We start from the raw sequence: 22,117 nt of genomic DNA on the forward strand, positions 1-22,117 counted from the left end.
ATGGCTTCGCCTACCGGCTACGCACTGCCCTCGATGGCAGGAATCTCGGAGTGGGGCGGAACGGTAGTGGAGCCCATTCGTGTCCATGTCATACCACTCACTTTGTTCGTAGACGTGGTTAGAAACACGGTGTCATGAGCGTTGCACTACAGGGGCATTTGGAGTTGCGGGCGGAGGCGCGGGCGGATGGTCGCACGGTGCTGGCGCACCAGTCATTTCGGGTGCCTTATCACGTGGGCAAGGCCTACGCGGATCACGATACCGGTGTGTTGCACGTGCAGGTGGCGAATCCGACGGCGGGGATTTTGGCCGGCGATGCATTGCGGCTGGAGATCGCCATCGACGAGGGCGCGAAGTTGCTCGTCACCACTCCGAGCGCGAGTCGGGTGTATGCCATGAACACCGGTGAAGCGAGGTGCCGCCAGGACTTTGCGGTCGCCGCCGGGGGGTGGCTCGAGATGTTGCCCGAGCCGTTGGTGCCACATCGACAGTCGGTTTATAAACAAGAAACCCGGCTGGACCTCGCGGCCGGAGCGGGAGCGTTCTTCGTCGATCAACTCATGCCCGGTCGCCTGGGGCACGGTGAAGCCTGGGCCTGGGAGCGCCTCGTGCTGAACCTCGATGTGCGGGTGGCGGGGAAGCTGGTGTTACGGGAACGTTTGGAGCAGAGTGGTGGCAGTCTGCGGGCCATGGCCGACGCGGCGGGCACCGGAGCGAGTTCCTGTTTTGCCAATGCGATTTGGGTGGCGCCGGGTGACTTGCCCATCGAGACATCGCTGCTCGAAAAGGTTCGCGCCGCGCACACCGAGGCCTGCTGGTTTGGCGCCACGGAAGTGGGACCGCGGGTCTGGTCGTTGCGGTGGGTCGCGGCCAACAACCTGGCTCTGCGCGACTCGATCCGCGAGGTGCGGCAACGGCTGGCGGCGATTCAGCCCGAGCTGAACTGCAGCCTCCGGCGGGTTTGACCGGCCACTACCGCGACGTGCGGCGGCGCAGCACCACGCCGGTCACAAACAAGCCGACGAGCACCAAACAGCCGGTGATGACCGGCGTGTAGCCCCATTCAAAATCATGGCCCGGATGCCCCGGGTGGGCGGACGCGATCATGGGGGTGACGAGTGCGAGAGCGGCGATGGCGAAGCGTTTCATGGGTAGGTTGGGATTCAGCAGATTGTGGACCACTTGGGCCAGCTCCTTTGCGGTTAACGGAGCACGTCGATACGTTTTGCCTCCGCTGCGCGGGGCCAAAGCATGGCCGGATGGCCCGAATCCTCGCGATCCTTGTTTTGTTTGGTCTCGGCGCCGTGTCCTTGGTCGCAGTCACCAGCATTCGGCTGAGCACCTTGCCGGGGCTGCGGTATGACGTGAGCGAGTTCACGGTGGCGCCGGGGGAGCCGGTGGAGATCGTCTTCGCCAATGATGACGACATGGAGCACAACCTGGTCATCACGCAACCGGGGGCGCGGGAGGCCGTCGTGGCGGCGGCGACGGCCCTGGGGCCGGGTGGGGCGGAAAGGCATTACGTGCCGGACTCGCCGCAGGTGCTCTGGCATACGGCGGTGGTGCCAAGTGGTGAGAGCGTGACGCTGGCCTTTACGGCGCCGGCGACCGAGGGCGCGTATCCCTATGTGTGCACGTATCCGGGACATGGATTCGTGATGTATGGCACAATGCATGTGAGCCGGGTCACGGCCGATCCGGTGCCGACGAATCTGGAGCTGCCCCAGCCCGAGCCGGAAGAGGAGTTTGTGGAGGTGCCGCCGCCGGCGCATGTCCATCAAGCGGCGGAAGGGGTGTTTGATGATACGGTGCGGGTGGTGCGAGCCTTCATGCCGGACGCGGGACCGGCGAGCATCGCGGTTTATCTGGGCAACGGGTATTCATTTTGTTGGGACGCGGGCGCGGTGCGTTTGCGCTACGCCTGGCACGGCGGGTTCGCGGAGCCGGTCTACCGTCAGCCGATGCGACTGGAGGGGGAGGTTTTTTACCGGGAGGAACACGGGTATCCGCTGCGTATCGGCGATGATCGTGCCGCCGCCCCGCGGGAGTTGGCTTTTCGGGGTTACGACTTGGATGCGCACGGGGTGCCGACTTTTCACTACACGGTCGACGGAGCGGCCGTAAGCGAGCGTGTCGAGGCGGTGGGCGGAATGTTGGTGCGGCACTTTGCCGTGGAGGCGGCCGGCCGGGCCGTGGGGTTCATAACCGGCGGGGCAGCCTGGCGATCGGCCTCGGGGACCGTGTCGGGGGACGCGCTGGTTTTTCGCGGTGAGGAGGCGCGGTCGTTTAAAGTCGAGCTGCGCACCGGGCTGCCGGTGAGCATGCGGGACTACTATCGATTGGAATCGATGGCGCTGCCGGCAGGCGAGTTCAGCGCGGACGCCGTGGCCTTCCTGCCGGACGGCCGCATGATGATCGCGGCGTCTTTGAGTCGACTCTACACCTACGATTTCCACTCCGAAGCATGGACCCTGTTTGCGGACGGCGTGCACACTCCGCTCGGGTTGCTGCCGGAAAGCGACGGCTCGGTGCTGATGATGCAGCGACCGGAGCTCACGCGGGTGCAGGATCGGGACGGAGATGGCAAGGCCGACGCGTTTGTCACGGTGTCGGACGCCTTCGGGGTGTCAGGCAACTATGCGGAGTTTGCCTTTGGTCCGGTGCGGGATCCGGCGGGCAACCTTTACTACAGTCTCGGCACAGGTTCGCACTACGGTCAGCCGCTGACGAATGAAGTGCGGGGCTTCTACAGCGAGTTCGGCGCCTGGGGGCGGATGAATTCGCCGGTGCCCTACCGCGGCTGGATCCTGCGCGTGTCACCGGAGGGAAAAACGCAGCCTTGGGCGGTGGGCTTCCGCGAACCAAACGGCCTCGGGATTGATCCGGCCGGGCGCCTCTTCTGCATCGACAACCAGGGTGATTGGGTTGGGGCCAGCGCGATCTTTCACATTCGCGAAGGTGGTTTCTATGGCCACGTGGCGCCGTTGTCCTGGCATCCGGAATTCGCTGGTAAGCAACCGCTGGATACGCCGCCGGCCGAACTCGATGCGCGGCGCACCCGGGCCGCGGTGGTGTTTCCTTACGGGGACATGTCGAACTCGCCGACCGAGCCGCGGTGGGACGAAACCGGCGGGGCCTTTGGGCCGTTTGGTGGCCAGATGTTCATCGGTGAGATGAACCACCGTCGGCTCATGCGCGTGATGATGGAGGAGGTCGACGGTGAGTTGCAGGGCGCGGTGACGCCGTTCTTTGACGGGAATGGATTGCACTTCGGCAACAACCGGCTGGCGTGGTCGCCGGACGGCAGCCTGTGGATCGGTCAGACCAAACATGAGGCGTGGGTGGGCGAGAGCGGATTGCAGCAGCTCACGTGGCGCGGGGTGGTGCCGATGGAGGTCGAGGCGATGACGCTGACCGAGACGGGTTTTGACCTGCGCTTCACCCGGCCGGTCGATCCGGCGAGCATAGGCGATCCGACGGCCTGGACGGTGGAGAGCTATTTCTACAACTACCACGAAAACTATGGTTCGCCGAAGATGGACCGGCGCGACGTCGGCGTGAGCGCCGTTGCGTTGCAGCCCGACGGGCGCACGGTGCGGGTCACCCTGGCGGATCTGACACCGTGGAGGATCTATGACTTCCGGATATCCGGGGTGCGCAGCGTGACCGGCCATCCGCTAGTGAATGAGTGGATCGTCTACACGCTCAACCGGCTGCGCGGTGGCAACACCCCGCCGCCGCCGCCGCCGGTGGAAGTCGAAACGCGTCCACGCCGCGAGCCGACCTTGCCGGAAGGTGGGGTGCGGGGGGTGGGTGGTCCGCAGGATTTTTGAACTGATTCGGACAGCCGTTCGGCAACTCAGTCGAACGCGCTGGGCAGGAGCTCGGGGAAGTTGCCGAGGTTGCAGAGCAGGGTGTCGGCTTCCTTGGCGGCGTCGCTTTCCGGGTCGCAGGCCGGCGCGGTGGCGCCGTCGACCCAGCGGCCGTCGATGATCACGGTGCGCGGCTTCTCTGGCAGACCCCGTTCGTGGCGGAGAAGTTGGCCGGCGACCATGTCGACACAGGCGGCGCCGATGCTTTCCGGGTCCTGGTAGACGCCGGCGATCGAGCCGTCGGGAGCAGGGATGTCCAAGTTGACATAAGCGATGTCGCGCGGGACGCGAATGCCGGCGCCGGACAACCATTCCGGGATGCGACGATCGACGCTGATGATGGCGTCGGGTTTGGTTTCGCGCACCCAGCGGACGAAGGCGGTCTCGTCGAGCTCGGGCGGACGATGGAGCAGCTCCTCCTTGAATTCACCGAACTCGTGCATTTGCCACAGGTAACCTGCCCCCCAGAGCCCGTTGACGCGGCGGTCGAAGTTGCCGGAGAGGGCGAAGCCGATGCGCTTGAACCCGGCGCCGCGGAGGCGCGTGATTCCGACCCGGACCGAAGCCGTGTGGTTGTCGGTCACCCGGTGCAGTCGCGGAGAAGTGACGGAGAAGCCGACGGTGGCGGCGGCGAAATGTTTCCACGCCATGTTCATCGGTCCCGGCTCGGCCATGGGCGCGAGGATGACGCCATTGATACCGCGGTTGTAGAGGATGTCGCTGAGGCGTGAGACATTGCCGCGCGCGTCGCCCAGCCAGAAATGCTCGAGCTTGTAGCCCGCGCGGGCGGCGCGGGCATCGGCGCCGTCGTGCACGCGCGAAAAGAAATGGATGTTTCGCCAGCCGTCGCGCTCCGGGAACGTCGTGACCCAAGCGAGGGTGACGCGGTCGGCGGGCGGTTGGCCGGCGCGGATCGCGCTCATGGCCTCGGCGAGCAGCGGGTTGGGTTTCCAGCCGAGGCGCTTGGCGATGGCCTCGATGCGTTCGCGGGTGGCGATCGGGATGCGCGGGTGGTGGCGCAGGGCCATCGAGACGGCGGCACGGGAGACGCCGGCTTCTTCGGCAATTCGGGCGAGGGATGGGGTATCGGATCGGCGGCGCATGGGGAAGGGGTTCGCGACAGGTGAACGTTCTATAGACGTTAACTGAGGTTTGACCACGGTAAATTTGCCGCCTTTGGAAGTTTTCAAGGTCAAGCAGGCGGCGGTGCGCGAAAGGCCACCAGTGCTTGGTGAACGCAAAATGACCAACCGACTTTCATTTGCGCGTGACCTGCACCACGTTCGCGTGCCGTCCCGGTTTCGGTCGCGGCGTTTGGGCGGTGCCGTGAGCTTCGCCCGTCCCCTTCACCTCAACCCTTCGCATATCCCCATGAAGAAATTCGTCACAGTTCTCTGCACCTTCCTCGCCCTCGGTTTTGCCGCCTCCACGGCGGTCGCCAACCACCATGAAGGCGACGCCATGGCGCCCAAGTCGGTCATCCACGTGGTCACCGTTTCTTGGAAAGCCGATGCCACAGAGGCGCAGATCAAAGCGGCGCTCGATGGCGTGCACACCCTCGCCAAGGAGTATGACGGCATCAGCCGCGTCTGGACTCGCTGCATCAAGGCTCAGGGCGAGCGCACCTATGCGTTCGTGATGGAGTTCAAGAGCGAAAAAGCGCTGGAAGACTACGCCGGCAGCCAGGCGCAGAAGAATTGGTATGCGTCCTACTACCCGGCGCGCGCGGGCAGCACGACGTTCGACATCACCAACTGATTGTTCTGCTCGTTCACGCGGGGTCTCACCCGCGACCACGTTTCAAAACGGCTCCGGTTACGGGGCCGTTTTTTTTGGGGACAGGTGGCACCGATCCACAGGGAAAAAATGCAAGACGCTGGCGACAGGGTGGTGTGATCATGCTAAGTAGAACTTCGATACGTATTTCCCAGTTTTGCGCATGGTAGGTAAGACTCCCTATCCACCCCTTCGATGGCCTACAAATTGACATGGGAAACAGACGAATGCCTGACGAATTACTCGGGCATTTTCTCGGATGAAGATTTGATCGGGGCCCATCGAGACATGCACGCGGACCCGCGTTTCATGACCATCCATCGCCAGCTCTGCGACATGTCGATGGTCTCAAAATTTGAACTCACCAGTGAAGCGATCCGTTCGACGGCGCGACTGGATGAAGAGATCTCGCAACGGTTCCCCGGTCGCCAAATCGCGATTGTGACGGACGACCCGGTCGGCTTTGGTTTGGCGCGGATGTATCAATTGCACGCGCCCCGCGCCCAGTGGGATTTCCAGCTCTTCCGCAGCCGTCGGGAAGCCCGGGCTTGGCTCCTGCAACACGCCAAAGTGCCGGTGCGATGAAACGAAAACGCGGCCTCCGAAAGGGAAGCCGCGTTGCGTGGTGAGGGGCGAAATTCCAGAGCTTAGCCGCGGGAGGGCAGAGCGCGGGTGGCGATCTCTTCCTTCAGCGAGGCGAGGTATTCCGTGAACGGCATCGTGCCACGGTCGCCGGCGCCGCGGGTGCGGACGGAGACGGCCTGCGCTTCGGCTTCCTTGCCACCGAGCACGAGCGTGTGCGGCACCTTGTCCAACTCGGCCCGACGGATCTTGGCGCCGAGCTTGTCGCTCTGTTCGTCGAGCACGGCGCGCACGCCGGCGGCCTTGAGCTGGGCGACGAGGTCGCGACCGTAATCGAGGGTCTTCTCCGAGATCGGGAGCAGGCGCACCTGCTCGGGCGCGAGCCAGACCGGGAAGTTGCCGCCGAAGTGCTCAATGAGCACGCCGCAGAAACGCTCCATCGAGCCAAAGGGGGCGCGGTGGATCATGACCGGGCGGTGCGGTTTGTTGTCGGAGCCGATGTAGGAGAGGTCGAAGCGCACGGGCAGATTGTAGTCGACCTGCACGGTGCCGAGTTGCCACTCGCGGCCGATGACGTCCTTGACCACGAAGTCGATCTTGGGGCCGTAGAACGCGGCCTCGCCGGGCTCCTCGGTGAAGGGCACGCCGAGGGTTTGGGCGGCGTTGCGGCAGGCCTCCTCGGCCTTGTCCCACACGGCGGCGTCACCGGCGTATTTGTCGGAGTCGGGATCACGCAGACCGACGCGCACGCGGTAGTCGGACATGCCGAGCGTGGTGAGCACGATCTTCACAAGGGAGAGGCAGCCCTGCACCTCGGCGGCGACCTGGTCCTCGGTGCAGAAGAGGTGGGCGTCGTCCTGGGTGAAGCCGCGCACGCGGGTCATGCCGTTGAGCTCGCCGGACTGTTCCCAGCGGTAGACGGTGCCGAACTCCGCGAGGCGCAGCGGGAGATCGCGGTAGGAGTGCGGCTGCGAGGCGAAGATCTTGATGTGATGCGGGCAGTTCATCGGCTTCAGCATGAAACCGTCGAGGAGCTTGGTTGGATCCATCGTGCGCTCGGCGCCGATCGTCTCGCGGCCGGTGCGGCGATTGATCTCGCTGGCAAAGTGCGGCGAGACGGCTTCGAGGCGGGCGGTGAGTTCGGCGCAGGAGCAACCCTCGGTGGCGACGCGTTCGAGATCGTCGGGCTCGGGGATGGCGGGGAACTGCGACTCCTTGTAGTAGGGGAAGTGGCCGGAGGTCTTGTAGAGGGCGAGCTTGCCGATGTGCGGCGTGAAGACCTGGTGGTAACCCTGCTTGCGGAGCTCGTCGCCGATGAAGGTCTGGAGTTCCTGGCGGATGATGGAACCGGCGGGCGTCCAGAGGATGAGGCCCTGGCCGACGTCCTCGTCGATGACGAAGAGTTTGAGGTCCTTGCCGATCTTGCGGTGGTCGCGGGCCTTGGCCTGCTCGAGGCGCTCGAGGTATGCGGCGAGCTCGTCTTTGGACGGAAAGGCGGTGCCGTAAATGCGCTGGAGCTGCTTGTTCTTTTCGTCGCCGCGATGGTAGGCGCCGGCAATGGAGAGAAGTTTGAAGGCCTTGATCTGCTTGGTGTAGCGCACGTGCGAGCCGGCGCAGAGATCCATGAACTCGCCGTTCTCGTAGAAGGAGATGGCCTCGCCCTCGGGGATGTCGTCGAGACGGCCGAGTTTGTAGGCCTCTTGACCGCGGCCCTTGATGATCTCGATGGCCTCGTCGCGCGACACCTCGCGGCGGCGGAAGGGTTGGTTTTCCTTAATCACCTTGGCCATCTCGGCCTCGATCTTCTCGAGATCCTCGGTGGTGAATTTGTGATCCAGATCGAAGTCGTAATAGAAACCGGTGTCGGTGGGCGGACCGATATCGAGTTTGGCCTCGGGGAAGAGGCGCAGAACGGCGGTGGCCAGCACGTGGGAGCACGAGTGGCGCATTTCTTCGAGCGGAGTCATGGCGGACATGGCGATGTTGGGTTGCGGACCGGCCTACGGTTGTCGGTCCTGTGGATGGGAAACGGTCGTTTAACCACGAACGGGGAGGGCGTGGCACGTCTTATTTTTGGCCCACGGACCACGGGCAAGGCACGAAAAGGTGGACCGCGACCTCCGGACGCGGTTGTGGTTGGAAGGCCGAGAGGCAAGGGAGACGACGTCCGAAGGTCGGCGTCCACCCGGGGGACCCTATTCCGTCGAACCGATGAGGCCCTCAGGGTCTTGGAACACGCGGTCTTGGTAGTCGTGAATCCAAAGCGCCTGTGGGTTGCGACGGGCGATGGCAATGTGGCCGCGTTGGTCGGCCGCGCCGGGGTTACGGTGCCATTTGAAGACCACGTAGCCGTCCGAGGCATCGCCCGATACGCCGCAGACCTCGACCTTGCCTTGCTCGGTCGACATGACGAAACGGGCGTGGGCTTCGACGCCGGAAAGGTGGCGCTGGGAGTCGGTGAAGAGTTGCCAGCATTCCTCGACCGGCACGGCGAAGGCCTTGTGACCCTCGATCTGGCGGCACTGGAAATAATAGTGGTTACCGATGCCGTGGGCGTAGAGCTCCTGCTGGAGGATCTTGAGCAGATGGGCGTCGTCGTTCACGTCGCGGATGATCGGGGTCTGGTTTTCGAGCGAGATGAAGTGGCGACGGCGGGTGAGCTGTTCGACGGCGTTTTCCACCGGTGCGAGCCACATGTGGCGGTTGTGATTTTCGGCGGAAACGTAGGCGCCCTCCTCGTCGCGGAAGAGAAACTCATCCGGGTGGGTGAAGTGCACCGCGAAGACGAGGCGCACGTTGGGGTAGGCCTCGTTGAAGGCGTCGAGCATGCTGAAGAAATCGTCGTCGAAACGATGCGGGAAGAACGCGAGTTCCTTGGTGCCAATGCGGATGGTGGAGATACCGGCTTCGGCGAGCTCGACAAGCCAGGCGGCGAGTTTGCTGTTGCTGAGCACCATGGGATCGCCGCCGGACAGCAGCACCTCGCGCAGCACGGGCCGGCCGGTCGTGGGGTGGAAACCGTTGTTGGCGTTGGCGGCCTCGTTGTGCTCGTCGATGTAGGCGCGCACGGCATCGATTTGCGCGAGCGGTTTGCCGGACTTACCGGTGAACAAATCGAGGCGGTAGCAATAACGACAGTGGGCGCTGCAAGTCTTCACGACGTAGAGCAGGGCCATTTCGTATTTGTGCAGGATGCCGGGCGCGGGGCTGTAGGAAAGCTGGTTGGAGGGATCGATCTCGCCGGAGAGGTCCTTCACCTCTTCGTCGCGGGCCGTGACGAGGTTACGCAAGGCGACGCTGGGCGGCATGCCGGAGTCGCCCGTGACGAGGGCGTTGTAGTGGTCGCTGATCTTGACCTTCATGCGGTCCTCAATGCCGAGCTCGATGAGCTTGCGGGCTTCGGCCGTGGAGTAGAGTTGGCCGGAGGCCGCGTCGACTTTGCCCTCGGCGTAGCGCTTGAGTCCGCTGACGCCGCCGCGATCGTGGCGCGGGGAGTTCACTTGGGACAGGAAGGTAAGTTTACGCTGCGCCTCGCTCGGGTGTTCGATGTCGGCGGAAAACGGAGGAGTGGAGTCGGCTCGCGTGGGCTGGTTGTTGGGCTGGTTCATGGATGTTCCTTCGTTGGCGATCCCGCGGGGTAAAGGATCGGAGGTTTGGCTCGGATCGGGCGGGAGACGCGGAGTGCGATGAGCAACATCGCGAGAGGGTTTTGCGTCTCGGCTGAGGAATACCACCGGAAGGCATCCTCAGGCCCGGGTTAAAATGGGGGCCTCATTGCCGGGGCGATCGGAGGGGATGTCAACCCAGGTGCAGCCTGAGTAAGGAAACAATTGCGCAACAAGGTGATACGGCGTTCTAGAAACACCGTTTATGGATGCGCGGGGCCAGTTGGCCGCGTTTGGCGACTCAAACCGCCTGAGGCAGTTGCGCGGTCAGTTGCGCGGCGAAAGCGGCCATCTGGTCACAACCAAAGCGGATGTGCCGGAAAACGGGGTGCGCGTGCACATCGATCGAGGCAGGATCGGCGGTCGCCGCGAGCGCAGCGGAACCGTCGTAGTCGACGGGTGAAATGCGCAGGCCGAGGTAGGAGGCCGGCAGGTAGAAGTCCGAGCCCGGCAGCGCCGCGACGCCATGAGGTTCGAGCAGGGCTTCGGCCAGGTGCGGCGAGGTCAGGATGCCTTGGGTGCGCAGGGCCTCACGTTGCGCGTTGAAGTCGGGGAAAAGGTAGAAGCCACCATCGGGGCGCGGGCAGGCGAGTCCGGCGGCGGTGAGGCGGCGATGCACGTAGCGGCACACGGTCTGATGGATGCCACGGGTTTTTTCCACAAACGGCCGGAGCGAGGCGAAGTCGCGGTAGGCGGTGAGCGCGGCGTATTGGGTGGGCGCGCTGACAGCGGAGAAGGTTTCGCTGATGAGCGAGACAAGCGGTGCGCGGAGAGCGGCGAGTTCGGCGGGCAACATCATGACGCCAAGCCGATAGCCGCCGGCGGCGAAAACCTTGGAAAGACCGCCCGAGATGATGCAGCCCTCCGGGTAGTAGCGGGCAATGCTGGCTTGCGGGGTGCAGGTGAAGTCGAGTTTGGCGTAGATCTCGTCGCACAACACGATGATGCCGTAGGCACGGCAGATCTCGGCCAAGTCGCGACACTCGGCGTCGGTGTAGACGGCGCCGGTCGGATTGTTGGGATTGTTGAGAACGAGCAGTTTGGGGCCGTGACCGAGCTCGTCGCACACCGCATCAAGGCTTTCGGCGGTGAGCTTGTAACCGTTGTCTCGACGGGTGGGCAGGCGCACGACCGGTTTGCCGCGCAGGTAGGCCTGCGGGCCGTAGCTGACCCAACTCGGCGCGGGCACGAGCAGCGGGCCTTCGAGCAGGTAGATGAGTTGAAACAACAACTCCTTGCTGCCGGGGCCGATGAAGGTGAGATCGGGGTGGAAGTGGGGGTAGTCGAAGTGCTCGGCGTAAAAGTCGACCACGGCCTCACGCAGTTCCGGCAGACCCTGGGTGGGCAGGTAGGCGCTGTGGTGAACATTGGCACGCAGGGCCTCTTGCAAAACGTCGGGGACCGGGAAGGGCGACTGGCCGAACCCGAAGTGCGCGATCTGGCGACCGGAGCGGCGGAGGGCGTTGGCCCGCATGTTGATGGCGAGGGTGGAGGACTCCTTCAGCCCGGTGACGTGCGGATTGAGCACAAGGTTCTGCTTCACGGCGGTCGGTTGTCAGCGATGAGGCGACCGGAGCCGTCGTGGCTCGGTCACGCTGCGAGAGCATCGTTGATGCCATGCCGCGCGCGGGGCGTGCGGAAATCCTAAATCCTAACCTTGGCAGTCTCAAACGGCGGACGGTGCGCGTCCAATTTCACTTCGCCGGCTCAAGGTCGTAGCCGTCCTTGCGGTCCTTCATGGTCCAGCCGGCGGCGGTGATGTCACCGCGCAGCGCGTCGGCGGTGCCCCAATCTTTGGCCTGCTTGGCCGCCCAGCGTTTTTCGGCGAGGGCGGCGACTTCGGCGGGGATGTCGAGGCTGGGCTTTTCCGGTTCGGTCAGGTCGAAGCCGAAGGCGGTGATCACGCGGTCGAAGGTCGCTGCGTCGATGCCGGCAGGGCCGCGATTGACGATGCTGAAGAGGGCGCCGAGGGCAGCCGGGGTGTTCAGATCATCGCCGAGCGCAGAGAACACCGGATCGAACGCGGACGCCTCGCCGGACTGGTCGCCGAGTTGCGCGCGGAAGTTACGCAGGGTGGTGAGCGCCTTGGCGGCGGCGCCGAGGGAATCGAGGGTGAAGTTGAGTTGCTTGCGCGGGTGGCCGGCGAGCAGGGCGTAGCGCAGGGCGGCGGGGGAGTGGCCCATGGCTTGGAGCTGATCGAGCGTGTAGAGGTTGCCGAGCGACTTGCTCATCTTGGCGCCGTCCACGAGTAGGTGGCGGCTGTGATACCAATGGTTGGCGAAGGTTTGCCCATTGCAGCACTCGCTCTGCGCGATCTCGTTTTCGTGGTGGGGGAAGAGCAGGTCCTCGCCGCCGGTATGCAGGTCGATGGTGGCGTCGAGGTGCTTCTTGGCCATGGCGCTGCACTCGATGTGCCAGCCGGGGCGACCGGCGGAGGCTCCGGTCGGGCCGTCCCACTTGACGTCACCGTCCTCCGGTTTCCAGGCCTTCCATAACGCGAAGTCGGTGCCGTCCTCTTTCTCGTCGGCATCGACGGAGGTGGTGTCTTTCGCGCCGGTGTTGCCGGCGGCGGCGGCGGCGCCGGTTTTGAGTTCGCGTTCCTTCACCCGGGAGAGCGCGCCGTATCCATCAAACGAGGACACCTTGAAGTAGACCGAACCGTCGGCGGCGCGGTAGGCGTGGCCTTTTTCGAGCAGGACCTCGATCATGTTGACCTGCTCCTTGATGTGGGTGGTCGCGGCGGGTTCGACGTGCGGGCGCAGGCAATTGAGGGCGTCGCAGTCGGCGTGGAATTTGTCGGTCCAGATCTTGGTGACTTCGCCCAGCGGGCGCCCTTCCTCGCGGGCCCGGCGGATGGTCTTGTCGTCGACGTCGGTGAGGTTGCGCACGTGCTTCACCTTGTCTGCGCCGAACTCGAGCTCGAGCAGGCGGCGGATGAGGTCGTTGACCACGAAGGTGCGGAAGTTGCCGATGTGAGCCTCGGCGTAGACGGTCGGGCCGCAGTTATAGAAACGATACACGCCGTCGGCATGGGCGGGCGCGACGGGTTTGATGGTGCGGGACAGAGAATCGAAGAGCTGCAGGGCCATAGGAAACGACGAGGTAACCACGATTGGATACGAATAAACACGAATAATTTCAAAACACGACGGAGCGAAGCGGAGGCCGACGAGACAGGTTCCCGCGCTAGCGGGCGGTCGAGGCGCAAACAAACGAAAAGAAATTCCGAGCCGGGTTTTCGATAAATGAACAAATGGCGGGTCTCTGCGTCAGAGAGGCGTGCGTCGGCTGTTATTGTGGAGCTTTCTTGCGTTGAACGTGGCGGCGAAGGATCCGGTTTTTCCGGACGCGGAGTCGTTTGCCCCGGGCCCGGCCATTGTCGCGGCGGCGGCGCAACGCGGCTGGTCTCTGGCGGGCGTGGCGCACGCGCCCGACCGGGTGAGACCGGAGTGGGGCGATCACTGTGTGGTGTTGATTTCCATGCGCGACAGAGACGATGTGGACCAGTGGTTGGCCCGGTTTGAAGTCGTCGCGGCCACTGAGGAGGAGCAGGCGGACATCGAGAAAGCGGCCACCGGGGAGCCCTTCCAGCTTTTCACCTCCACCGGTCGCAGCTACGCGTTTGCCCAGCAGGGTTTGATCATGGAGGTGCAGATCGTGGGACCCTTGGCGAGCGACGAACGGCAGGTGGAGCGCGCGATCGCCAGAGCCGAGACCAAGCAAGCCCGGTTTCAGGTGAACGTGGAGTTCCTGCAGGCGGGATTGGATCGCGCGGCGGCGACCATCCTGCGTTTGCGGGACGAGGAAGGGCGCGTGGGCATCGGCATGCGCGGTGAACCTTTTCCGGAAGAGGAGACGGCGGCGGCGCGGGCGCGGTTGGAGGAGCGTGGTGTCACTGCTGACGATGAGCGGGCGGTGGTGGGGTCGCTGCCAGCGCTGGTGGAGTTCTTCGGGATCGCGGCCCGCACGCCGGGGTTGAAGGAGATTTTATTGGACGTGGTGGATATCCCGTGGTGGGCGCTGATCAAAGGCCTGGGCCAGGTCAGCGTGAACATGAACCTCGATGGTCGGCGTCTGCGTCCCACGGCAGCGGATGCGGCGAACTACGTGGTGCCCTTTGCGGTGGAGCTGAACAATGCGCCGGCCTTGATGGTGGAACTGGTGGCGACCCCGGCGCGGGCACCGACTTCAACGCTCGCCGGCGTGACGGCCATCTACGCCGGGCGACCGAATGGCAAAGGCAAGCGGGTGACGGTGGAGTTGTTTCCGCCGGCTCGAAGAATTGAGGTGGCGCTGGCGGCGCGGCCCTGTAAACCGGCAAACATGTCCCACGAAGCCCTGCTCGATCTCGTTGAACGTCCCCGTCGCCTGCGCCGCACCGCCGGTCTGCGCGACATGGTGCGGGAAACGTTCCTGCGTCCCGAGGATTTCATCGCGCCGCTGTTTGTGGTCGATGGTCAGCCGGCGCCCGAGGAGATCGGTTCGATGCCGGGCGTGTTTCGCCTGAACATCAAGGACCTAGTCAAGGAGTGTCGGGCGCTCAATAAACTCGGGGTGCGGGCGGTGGCGCTTTTTCCGAAGCTCGACCCGAAGCTGAAGGACGCCGATGGCACGGGCGCGCTCGACGAAGACGGACTCATCCTCCGCGCCGTGCGGGCGGTGAAGAAGGCACTGCCGGAGCTCGCGGTCATCACCGACGTCGCGCTCGACCCTTACACCACGCACGGCCACGACGGCGTGTTGACCGACATCGGTGACGACGTGGATAACGACCGCACGGTCGAAATCCTGGCCGAGATGGCGGTGCTGCAGGCCGAGGCGGGCGTCGATATCGTGGCGCCGTCGGATATGATGGACGGCCGCGTCGGCGCGATCCGTGAGGCGCTCGATGCGCATGACTTTGCGGGGACGGCGATCATGGCCTATTCGGCGAAGTTCAACTCCGCCTACTACGGCCCGTTCCGCGACGCGGTGGGCAGTGCGCAGGCCGCGGGCACGCGTTTGCTGAGCAAGGCAACCTATCAGCTCGATCCGGCGAACCGTCGACAGGCGCTGAACGAAGCCGCGCTCGACGAAGAGGAGGGCGCGGACTTCATCATGGTGAAACCGGCCGGTGCTTATCTCGACATCATCCGCGATGTGCGCGACGCGACGACGAAGCCGGTCGCCGCTTACCAGGTTTCCGGCGAATACTCCCAGATCCACGCCGCCGCCAAACTGGGCTGGCTCGACCTCGGGAAGATCCGCCACGAGTCGCTCCTTGCCATCAAGCGCGCCGGCGCCGACCTCATCCTGACCTACTTCGCCAAAGACATGGCGAAAGCGCTGAAGTGAGGGTGCCGGGGCCGCGTGCGGAGGCTTGCCTCTAGATCGGCGGGTGGGTGCCGCCGAAGGGTTGGTTGCGCGGTAGGGTGACGACGAAGGTTGCGCCTTGTTCGGGGGCGGCGGTGGCGGTGATGGCGCCGCCGTGGCGGGTCACGATGCGGTGGACGTTGGCGAGGCCGATGCCGGTGCCTTTGAAACGGCGAGAGCCGTGCGCCCGCTGGAAGGGCTCGAAGAGTCGGATCGTCGCGGGGTCGAAACCGGCGCCGTTGTCGGCGATGCTGATCTCGGCGTGGGCGCCGTCGTGCGTCACGTGCGCCGTGATTTCAATGACCGCGACCTCGCGCTCGCCGGTGAACTTGAGGGCGTTGCCGAGCAGGTTGGTGAAGACTTGCCGGATCAGCGTGCTGTCGCCGGCCACGGTGGGGAGTGGGGCGGCGATCTTCCAGGTCACCGAGCGATCCTGACAATCGCGCATCAGGCGTTCGCGGATGTCGGTGAGGAGGAGAGTGAGGTCGATCTGGCCCCACCGAATCGCGGACTTCTGCACAGTGGCAAAGGAGAGGAAACTTTGCACCAGCTCGATCAGGTGGTCGCATTCCGTGATGATGTGGCGGGTGACCTGGTCGCGTTCCGAGCCGGGTTCGGGTGGATCGATCGAGTTTAGGAGTTTCGCGAAACTGGAGATGTTGCCGATCGGGGAACGCAGGTCGTGGGCGACGGAGTAGGAAAAGGCTTCGAGGTCGCGGTTGGCCTCGCGCAGTTCGCGGGTGCGCTGGTGCACGCGTTGCTCGAGGGCAGCGTTGAGTTGGCGGATTTCGCCCTGGCTGGCCTCCAGTTCGTGGGCTTTGCGCTCGTTTTCCTCCACTTGCAGGGCGAGTTCCTGGTTGGCCCGTTTCAGGTCATCGGTGCGGGCGGTGACCATGCGATCAAGGGTGGCGTTGCGCTGGCGAACGACGTGGGAGGAGAGCCAACCGGTGAGTCCGATGATGGCGGCGCCGCAGAGGGCAAAGGCGGTGAGGGCCCACGGGGTGCGAAACCAGGGGGCGGAGATGTGCAGGTCGAGTGCGATCTCGTCGCCGACGTCGTCGCCGGTGCGGGGGCGCACGCGCAGCCGGTAGTCGCCGGCGGCGATGTTGGCGAGCGTGAGCACACCGTCGGCTTCCAGCTCGAGCCAGGCCTCGTCGCGACCGTCGAGCCGGTATTCGAAGGTGGCAGTCTCGCCGTTGGCCGCCCCGGTGGCCTGCAATTGGATCACGAGGGCGTCGGTGCCGGGGTCGAGCGGCGCGTCGTCATCGAAAGGTGGATACAACGTCAGGCCGCGATCGACCGGCTGGATGCGGGCGATGATGGCGCGTGGCGCTGGGCGTGGGGGGAGGGGGATGCTGGGGTCGTAGCGGGCGAGGCGTTGGGGCTCGTGCAGCCAGACGACGCCGTCGGTCTGGGGGTAGATGTGCAGCGGCTGCAGTTCGAGGGGGAGGATCTCGTTGGTCGGCAGGTAGCGATTGCCGTCAGGCGTGTAGATGCGCAGGCGACCTTCATGGGTGATCCACAGGCGTCCCAGGGAGTCGGTGGTCGGACGACCGAGCACCTGACTCATCGCGGGGATGCGTTCGAGCAAGGCTTCGTCGAGCCGCAGTTGATGGGTGAGCGGGTCGAGGCGATAGATATGCCAGGGGGCGTTCACCCTGACTTCGCCGTCGAGTTTGAAGAGGTTGGGCCAGCGTGCGCCGAGCGCGCTGCCGGGCCCGAAGGCATCCACGGTCGGTTGGGGCAGGGTCGGGCGCACCCGGGCAACCTTGCCGGTGCCAAGCTCGACCCAGAAGTCGCCGGCCGCATCGGTGATGGCGCCGTAGACGTGGCCGAAACCGGGCCGGGGGATGCGTTCGGTGGTGAACGAACCTTGGCCGTCGGCGAGGATCCAGCCCACCTCCTCCTCGGCCGCGTAGAGCCAGCGGCCGCGTGCCACGGGTTCGAGCCGGATGAGGGGGCTGGAGGCGGCGCTGAGTTTCTGCCAGGTGCCATCGGCCTGTCGCTGGAACAAACCTTCGCGCGTCCCGGCCAGCAGGACGCCATCGAGCACGGCCAGTTCGTTGGCGTAGCCCGGCGGGGAATCGATGGTGAATCCGCGAATGCGCCGGTCCTCGTCGTAGAGGCCGCGCTGAATATGCCCGTCGGACAACAGCCAAAGGTCGTCGCCGACTCGAAACGGTTTGGCGTAGGCGAGGCCGGTGTCGATGAACGCCTCGAAATGAGAGAGGCGGGAGGGAAAGTCGATGCACGCGATGCCGTCGTTGAGCACGGCCCAGAGGGCGCCGTTGGGGGTCGGGATCAGCTTGGAGATACGGGCGAGCCGATGGTCGTTGCTGCGGTCGAGCACCTGGATGACGCGGGCGTGCCGATCGAAGAAGATGAGTCCGATATTGTTGGAGGCGGCGGCGAACAATCCCTGGCCGACGGCGCAGAGGCTGGTGATGCCGAGCGGGCGGGAGAGCAGGCCCTTGGTGGCAAAGGGTCGCAGCGCGGTGCCGTCCCAAGTGAGCAGGCCGCGGCCGGTGGTGCCCACCAGCACGCGGCCAGTCTCGAGCGGCGCGCTCGAGGTGATGGTGCTCTCGGCGTAGTGATCCGGCGGGCCGAGCTTCGACGTGAAGCGTTCGCCGTCGAAGGCATACAGGTTGCCGTTGGCCCCGTCGCTCATGTGCACGACGCCGTTCACGGCAAAGAAGGCCCGGGGATTTTCAGCGATGCCGACGACCTGCGGCGTGGTGCCTGGTTGCCAATGGAAAATGGGTCCCGCCCCCCACCACCAGAACCACTTGCCGCCGGCGGCCGTAACATGTGTAAGCTGCGGGTCGCCGTAGCTTTCGACCGGAGGAATGGGGGCGATCGGCTCGAAGCTCCACGTGCCCTCCGGGTCGAATTTGAGCCGGGCGAAGGCGTTGGAATAACCGGCGTAGATGGTGCCATCTTCGCCGACGATGACGCGTTCCAGGTTGATGCTGGGCTGGGACGGCGCCTTCTCAATCTTCACCCAGCGGACGCCGTCCCCGATGGCCATTTCGCTCTTCGCCATGACCAGGAGGCGCCCGTCGGGCAGCACGTGCATGTCGATCAGCGGACTGCTGATGCCGAGGGATTGCGGGGCGATGATGGTAAAACTCGGGGCGCCGGTCTCGAGGGTGCCGCTCGGGGTGGCGGGCACGAAGTCCCCGACGGTTTCGCTCCTCGCCAACGCGGCGAGCAGAACCGCCCCCAGAAAGACAAGTTGCGTTGGTCTAAGCACGGGCCAGAGGACTGGCAGGGAGGAAACTGAGCGGAACGGTCGCGAGCAACATCGTAAGACGGTCACGATCGTGCTTTTCAGAGCCGACCGCAGGGCCGCAGGGGGTATTGAACGTCAATCTCGGCGTGGCGAGACGGGTTGCCGGGGGAGGTTGCGCGCATCTGTCCGGCGCCTATGGTTGCCCGACCATGATGCCCTCCTTTACCCGATACGCTGCGATCGTTGGATCGCTCCTCACCCTCACCGTGGCGGCCCGCGCCGAGTTGGCGGCCAGCCCCAACAACGGCGACATCACGCTGCCCGCCGGATTCAAAGCGGTGGTCGTGGCGGACAACGTCGATGGGGTGCGCGGGATCGCGGTGGCGCCCAATGGCGACCTCTACGGCCGCCTCCGCGGCGGCGGCATCCGCGCCCTGCGGGACACCGATGGCGATGGCGTGGCCGACGTCACGGAAACCATCGCGACGGATGGGGGGGGCAGTGGCATCGCGGTGCACGGTGGTTACCTGTATTTTTCGACCAACGACGCCGTTTATCGGATGAAGCGGGCCGCCGGCGAACTCGTGCCGAGCGGCACGATCGAGCCCGTGGTCACCGGCCTGCCGGATCAGCGCCAGCACGCCTCGAAGATGTTTACCTTCGACGGCGCCGGTATGCTCTATGTGGAGGTCGGATCGCCCTCCAACTCGCTGGGCAAGCCCGACCGGGCGCGTGGTGCGGCCGGCTTGAGCGACGCCGAGGTGGATACGTTCCTCAGCGAGCACGGTGGCATCTGGAAGTTCGACCCCGCCAAGGCGCCGCTCACCCAGGCGCAGGGCGAACACTGGTCGACCGGTCATCGCCACATCCTGTCGCTGGCGTGGCATCCGGTCTCGCAACAACTTTTCGGCGCGCAAAACGGCCGCGACGTGCTCGATGTGGTGAAGCCCGACGTCTTCAACACCGCCTACAACGCGGAGCATGTGGCCGAGGAGTTTCACGTCCTGTCGCGGGGCGCCAATCTCGGCTGGCCCTACACCTACTACAGCCCGATCGAGAAAAAGCGCCTGTTCTCGCCGGAGTATGGCGGCGACGGGAAAAAGACGCCGGCGCCGGGCAAATTCCAGGACCCGACCATCGCCTTCCCGGCGCACTGGGCGCCGATGCAGATGACCTACTACGGCGGCGAACAATTCCCGGCCTCCTATCACGGCGGTCTGTTCCTCGCCTTCCACGGTTCGTGGAACCGTCCCTCGCAGAAAGGCTACAACGTGGTCTTCATCCCCTGCGATGATGCCGGAATGCCGACGGGGGAGTGGTCGATCTTCGCCGACGACTTTATGGGCAAGGACGAGATCAGCAGCCCGCGTGATGCGGACTTCCGCCCGATGGGCGTCGCGGCCGGACCGGATGGTTCGCTTTACATTGGCGCGGACCAGGGCAACCGCATCTGGCGCGTCTTTTACGCGGGCGAATGAGCTCCTCGTCGCGGTTGAGCGTTGGTTTGGTGGTTCTCGGCGTCGGCGTGATCGGCGCGGGACTGCTGTTGCAGAAACCGGCCGCGCCGACTGTGCCGGTGGCTGCCGCCACGCCAGCGCCACCGCCCCGTGCGCCGGCGCCCGACGGCGCGGCCCTGTATCAGGAACATTGCGCCACCTGCCACATGGTGGATGGTGGCGGGGTGCCCAATTTCCAGCCCGGCATCCTTGACGGCCCGATCGTGGCGGAGGGCGTGGAGCGCGTCGCGGCCGTCATTCGTGGCGGTTCGGCCTCCCTCCAGGGGCGCGACAATCCGATGGGCTGGGAGATGCCCCCCTTCGGTTTTTTGGCCGACGCCGAGGTGGAGGCGCTGGCGGCCTACGTGGTCAAGGCGTTCGGACCGACGGACGCGAACCCGGCGCCCTGAACGATGAACCGTCGGCTGGCGTGGCTGTGCGGTGGAGTGGCGATCCTGATCGTGGCGGTCTGGTATGCGGTCGGGGCCCTTGATCGGGCGGCGGTTGCAGGGGCGGTGCCGCCGAGGCCAGCGCTGAGCGAAGAGTCGGAGGTGCTGGTGGCGCGGGTGCAGGCGGCGGAGCAAGCGGCACGGCAGGGCGAACTCACGGGGCTGGCCGAGCTGGCCCGCTTGTATCAGGCGAATGGTTACGCCGCCGAAGCGGCGGTCGCCTATGCCGAATTGAGCGCGAGGGAACCGGACAACCCGGCATGGTCACGCCCGGTTGATACCTGGGACCCAACGCACCTGGCCTGGGCCCACGACGCCGGTCGAGTTCTGGACGCCGCGTCCGCGGGGCCAATGCTGGAGGACGAGGAGTCGGTTGAGCGTCATATTGCACGGGCGCTCGAACTCGCGCCGGAGGACGGTGAAATCCACTTTCGCGTGGCCGTGCTGTGGGAAGGTCTGCGGCGGCAAGTCGACGCGCTGCCCGAATACGAAGCGGCGGTGCGACTGGATCCCTCGCTGGTGCAGGCGTGGCTGCGGCTCATCACCTTGAACCAGGCGATCGGTGAAACCAGCAAAGCCGCCCGCTTGTTGCGCGAGGCCTTGGCGGCGAATCCGGCGTCGGCTGCGCTGCGTTTGGAAAATGGGCGGGCTCTTAAGGGGCGCGGGCGCTTGGCCGACGCTTTGGCGAATTTCGAGGCGGTGATTGCCGCCGAGCCCGCGGCGACGATCGCCTACATCGAGGCCGGGCAAGTGCTGTTCGCGCTCGATCGACGAGAAGAAGGCGTCGCCATGCTGGAGCGTTCACTCGGTGTCGAACCGCAAAACCCGATCGCGCTGGTGCTGCTGACTGCCTCGGCCTGCGCCGTGCGCGATCAAGGCGCGGCGGATCGCTGGTATCGGCAGATGATGGCCTCGCCTCACGTCGCGCCAGTCGATCGCGCCAAGTTGGCGGCGGGTTACGAGCAGGTCTTCGGCGCCAAGCCGCCCCGGTGATCAGAACGCCGAGCGGTCGACCTGGATCGAGTCGCCTGGCATGAGGCGCGGGTCATCGGCGGGGCTGCGCTGGGCCAGGCGGGCGTCGAGCTGGTAAGCCGATTGCTCCCGGGTGACGTTCACGGCGCTCTCCTTGGCGTAGATCGTGAAACCGCCGGCGGCCTGAACGGCCTTGGTCATCGTGAGGTCGGGCGTCCAAAGGATACGGCCGGGGCGCTGGACTTCGCCGCCGACGTAGACGTAACGCTCGGTCACACTCACCGAAACGTCGATCGCGCGATAGAAGCGACCATCGATGTAAGCCTGACGAATCCGGGCCGAAAGATCGGAGGCGGTGAGTCCACCGGCCGGGATGCCGCCGATGTAGGGCAGGGAAATCAAACCCTGGTCGTCGATCTGCACGTTGTGCACGCTCGGATCGGGAATGCCCTGCAGCGACACGCCGAGGCTGTCGCCGGCGCGCAGCACCGCGGCGCTGGCCGACTCCGGCAGGCGCGGGTTGCCGCCGCCGCCGGCGGTGCCGCCGGTCGATTCACATCCGCTGAGTCCGAGCAGCAGCCAGCAGCAAACGAAGGGGATCGTGACGGCTTGAAGGCGGGGCAAGCGGAGACGCATGCCGGAAGTTCAGCGAGGCAGGGAGCGGACGGAAGCAAAAAGCGCGACCCACGGGAGGGGTCGCGCTGTGCAAAGGTGAGGTGGA

16 protein-coding genes are annotated in these 22,117 nt (G+C 65.3%); 8 read left to right on the forward strand and 8 right to left on the reverse strand.

Annotated elements, in window-relative coordinates:
* The first annotated feature begins 134 nt into the window (after window positions 1-134).
* On the forward strand, window positions 135-965 hold the full coding sequence (locus AC0MRV_RS06640) for an urease accessory protein UreD (RefSeq protein WP_472763656.1): 831 nt from the start codon (window positions 135-137) through the stop codon (window positions 963-965).
* Window positions 966-972: 7 nt separating this feature from the next.
* Here AC0MRV_RS06640 and AC0MRV_RS06645 read toward each other — a convergent pair whose 3' ends face one another.
* Window positions 973-1,149 carry a hypothetical protein gene (locus AC0MRV_RS06645; protein WP_472763657.1) on the reverse strand — a complete coding sequence of 59 codons (177 nt, stop codon included), beginning with the start codon at window positions 1,147-1,149 and terminating at the stop codon, window positions 973-975.
* Between the two features lie 110 nt (window positions 1,150-1,259).
* Between AC0MRV_RS06645 and AC0MRV_RS06650 the strand changes: the two genes are divergently transcribed.
* A complete protein-coding gene (locus AC0MRV_RS06650; protein ID WP_472763658.1) occupies window positions 1,260-3,833 on the forward strand; it encodes a plastocyanin/azurin family copper-binding protein in 2,574 nt (857 codons plus the stop codon).
* A 26-nt stretch (window positions 3,834-3,859) separates the two neighbouring features.
* Here the strand turns inward: AC0MRV_RS06650 and AC0MRV_RS06655 are convergent, their stop codons facing one another.
* Entirely contained in the window at window positions 3,860-4,975 is a 1,116-nt protein-coding gene (locus AC0MRV_RS06655) for a LacI family DNA-binding transcriptional regulator (protein ID WP_472763659.1), read from the reverse strand.
* Window positions 4,976-5,243: 268 nt separating this feature from the next.
* On the opposite strand from AC0MRV_RS06655, the gene AC0MRV_RS06660 reads away from it, so the two are divergent.
* Both AC0MRV_RS06660 and AC0MRV_RS06665 read left to right on the forward strand, forming a co-directional pair.
* Window positions 5,244-5,630 (forward strand): Dabb family protein, encoded by a 387-nt coding sequence (locus tag AC0MRV_RS06660; protein ID WP_472763660.1) that lies wholly within the window; start codon window positions 5,244-5,246, stop codon window positions 5,628-5,630.
* A 306-nt stretch (window positions 5,631-5,936) separates the two neighbouring features.
* On the forward strand, window positions 5,937-6,233 hold the full coding sequence (locus tag AC0MRV_RS06665) for a hypothetical protein (RefSeq protein ID WP_472763661.1): 297 nt from the start codon (window positions 5,937-5,939) through the stop codon (window positions 6,231-6,233).
* 62 nt (window positions 6,234-6,295) lie between these two features.
* On the opposite strand, the gene thrS is transcribed toward AC0MRV_RS06665, so the two are convergent.
* The 4 genes from thrS to cysS form a co-directional block, all read right to left on the reverse strand.
* Window positions 6,296-8,206, reverse strand: a complete 1,911-nt coding sequence (thrS, locus tag AC0MRV_RS06670; RefSeq protein ID WP_472763662.1) for a threonine--tRNA ligase — start codon at window positions 8,204-8,206, stop codon at window positions 6,296-6,298.
* Between the two features lie 219 nt (window positions 8,207-8,425).
* Window positions 8,426-9,838 (reverse strand): hypothetical protein, encoded by a 1,413-nt coding sequence (locus AC0MRV_RS06675; RefSeq protein ID WP_472763663.1) that lies wholly within the window; start codon window positions 9,836-9,838, stop codon window positions 8,426-8,428.
* Between the two features lie 298 nt (window positions 9,839-10,136).
* Complete coding sequence (locus AC0MRV_RS06680) at window positions 10,137-11,438, reverse strand: pyridoxal phosphate-dependent aminotransferase (RefSeq protein ID WP_472763664.1); 1,302 nt, start codon at window positions 11,436-11,438, stop codon at window positions 10,137-10,139.
* 151 nt (window positions 11,439-11,589) lie between these two features.
* Entirely contained in the window at window positions 11,590-12,984 is a 1,395-nt protein-coding gene (gene cysS, locus AC0MRV_RS06685; RefSeq protein ID WP_472763665.1) for a cysteine--tRNA ligase, read from the reverse strand.
* A gap of 190 nt (window positions 12,985-13,174) precedes the next feature.
* On the opposite strand from cysS, the gene hemB reads away from it, so the two are divergent.
* The gene (hemB, locus tag AC0MRV_RS06690; protein ID WP_472763666.1) at window positions 13,175-15,229 is read left to right on the forward strand and encodes a porphobilinogen synthase; all 2,055 of its coding nucleotides are present in this window, start codon (window positions 13,175-13,177) and stop codon (window positions 15,227-15,229) included.
* Between the two features lie 31 nt (window positions 15,230-15,260).
* On the opposite strand, the gene AC0MRV_RS06695 is transcribed toward hemB, so the two are convergent.
* The gene (locus AC0MRV_RS06695) at window positions 15,261-18,500 is read right to left on the reverse strand and encodes an ATP-binding protein (RefSeq protein ID WP_472763667.1); all 3,240 of its coding nucleotides are present in this window, start codon (window positions 18,498-18,500) and stop codon (window positions 15,261-15,263) included.
* A gap of 188 nt (window positions 18,501-18,688) precedes the next feature.
* Here AC0MRV_RS06695 and AC0MRV_RS06700 point away from each other — a divergent pair, with 188 nt between their 5' ends.
* Genes AC0MRV_RS06700 through AC0MRV_RS06710 form a run of 3 tightly spaced genes read left to right on the forward strand, consistent with a single transcriptional unit; the run spans window position 18,689 to window position 21,417 of the window.
* Entirely contained in the window at window positions 18,689-19,957 is a 1,269-nt protein-coding gene (locus AC0MRV_RS06700) for a PQQ-dependent sugar dehydrogenase (protein ID WP_472763668.1), read from the forward strand.
* A complete protein-coding gene (locus tag AC0MRV_RS06705) occupies window positions 19,954-20,385 on the forward strand; it encodes a c-type cytochrome (protein WP_472763669.1) in 432 nt (143 codons plus the stop codon). Before AC0MRV_RS06700 ends, AC0MRV_RS06705 begins: the two co-directional genes overlap by 4 nt.
* Before the next feature lie 3 nt (window positions 20,386-20,388).
* Window positions 20,389-21,417 (forward strand): tetratricopeptide repeat protein, encoded by a 1,029-nt coding sequence (locus tag AC0MRV_RS06710; protein ID WP_472763670.1) that lies wholly within the window; start codon window positions 20,389-20,391, stop codon window positions 21,415-21,417.
* Here AC0MRV_RS06710 and AC0MRV_RS06715 read toward each other — a convergent pair whose 3' ends face one another.
* Window positions 21,418-22,032, reverse strand: a complete 615-nt coding sequence (locus tag AC0MRV_RS06715) for a polysaccharide biosynthesis/export family protein (protein ID WP_472763671.1) — start codon at window positions 22,030-22,032, stop codon at window positions 21,418-21,420.
* Window positions 22,033-22,117 lie beyond the last annotated feature (85 nt).

The sequence above is a fragment of the Actomonas spartinae genome, from assembly GCF_051209155.1.
Lineage (GTDB): Bacteria > Verrucomicrobiota > Verrucomicrobiia > Opitutales > Opitutaceae > Actomonas.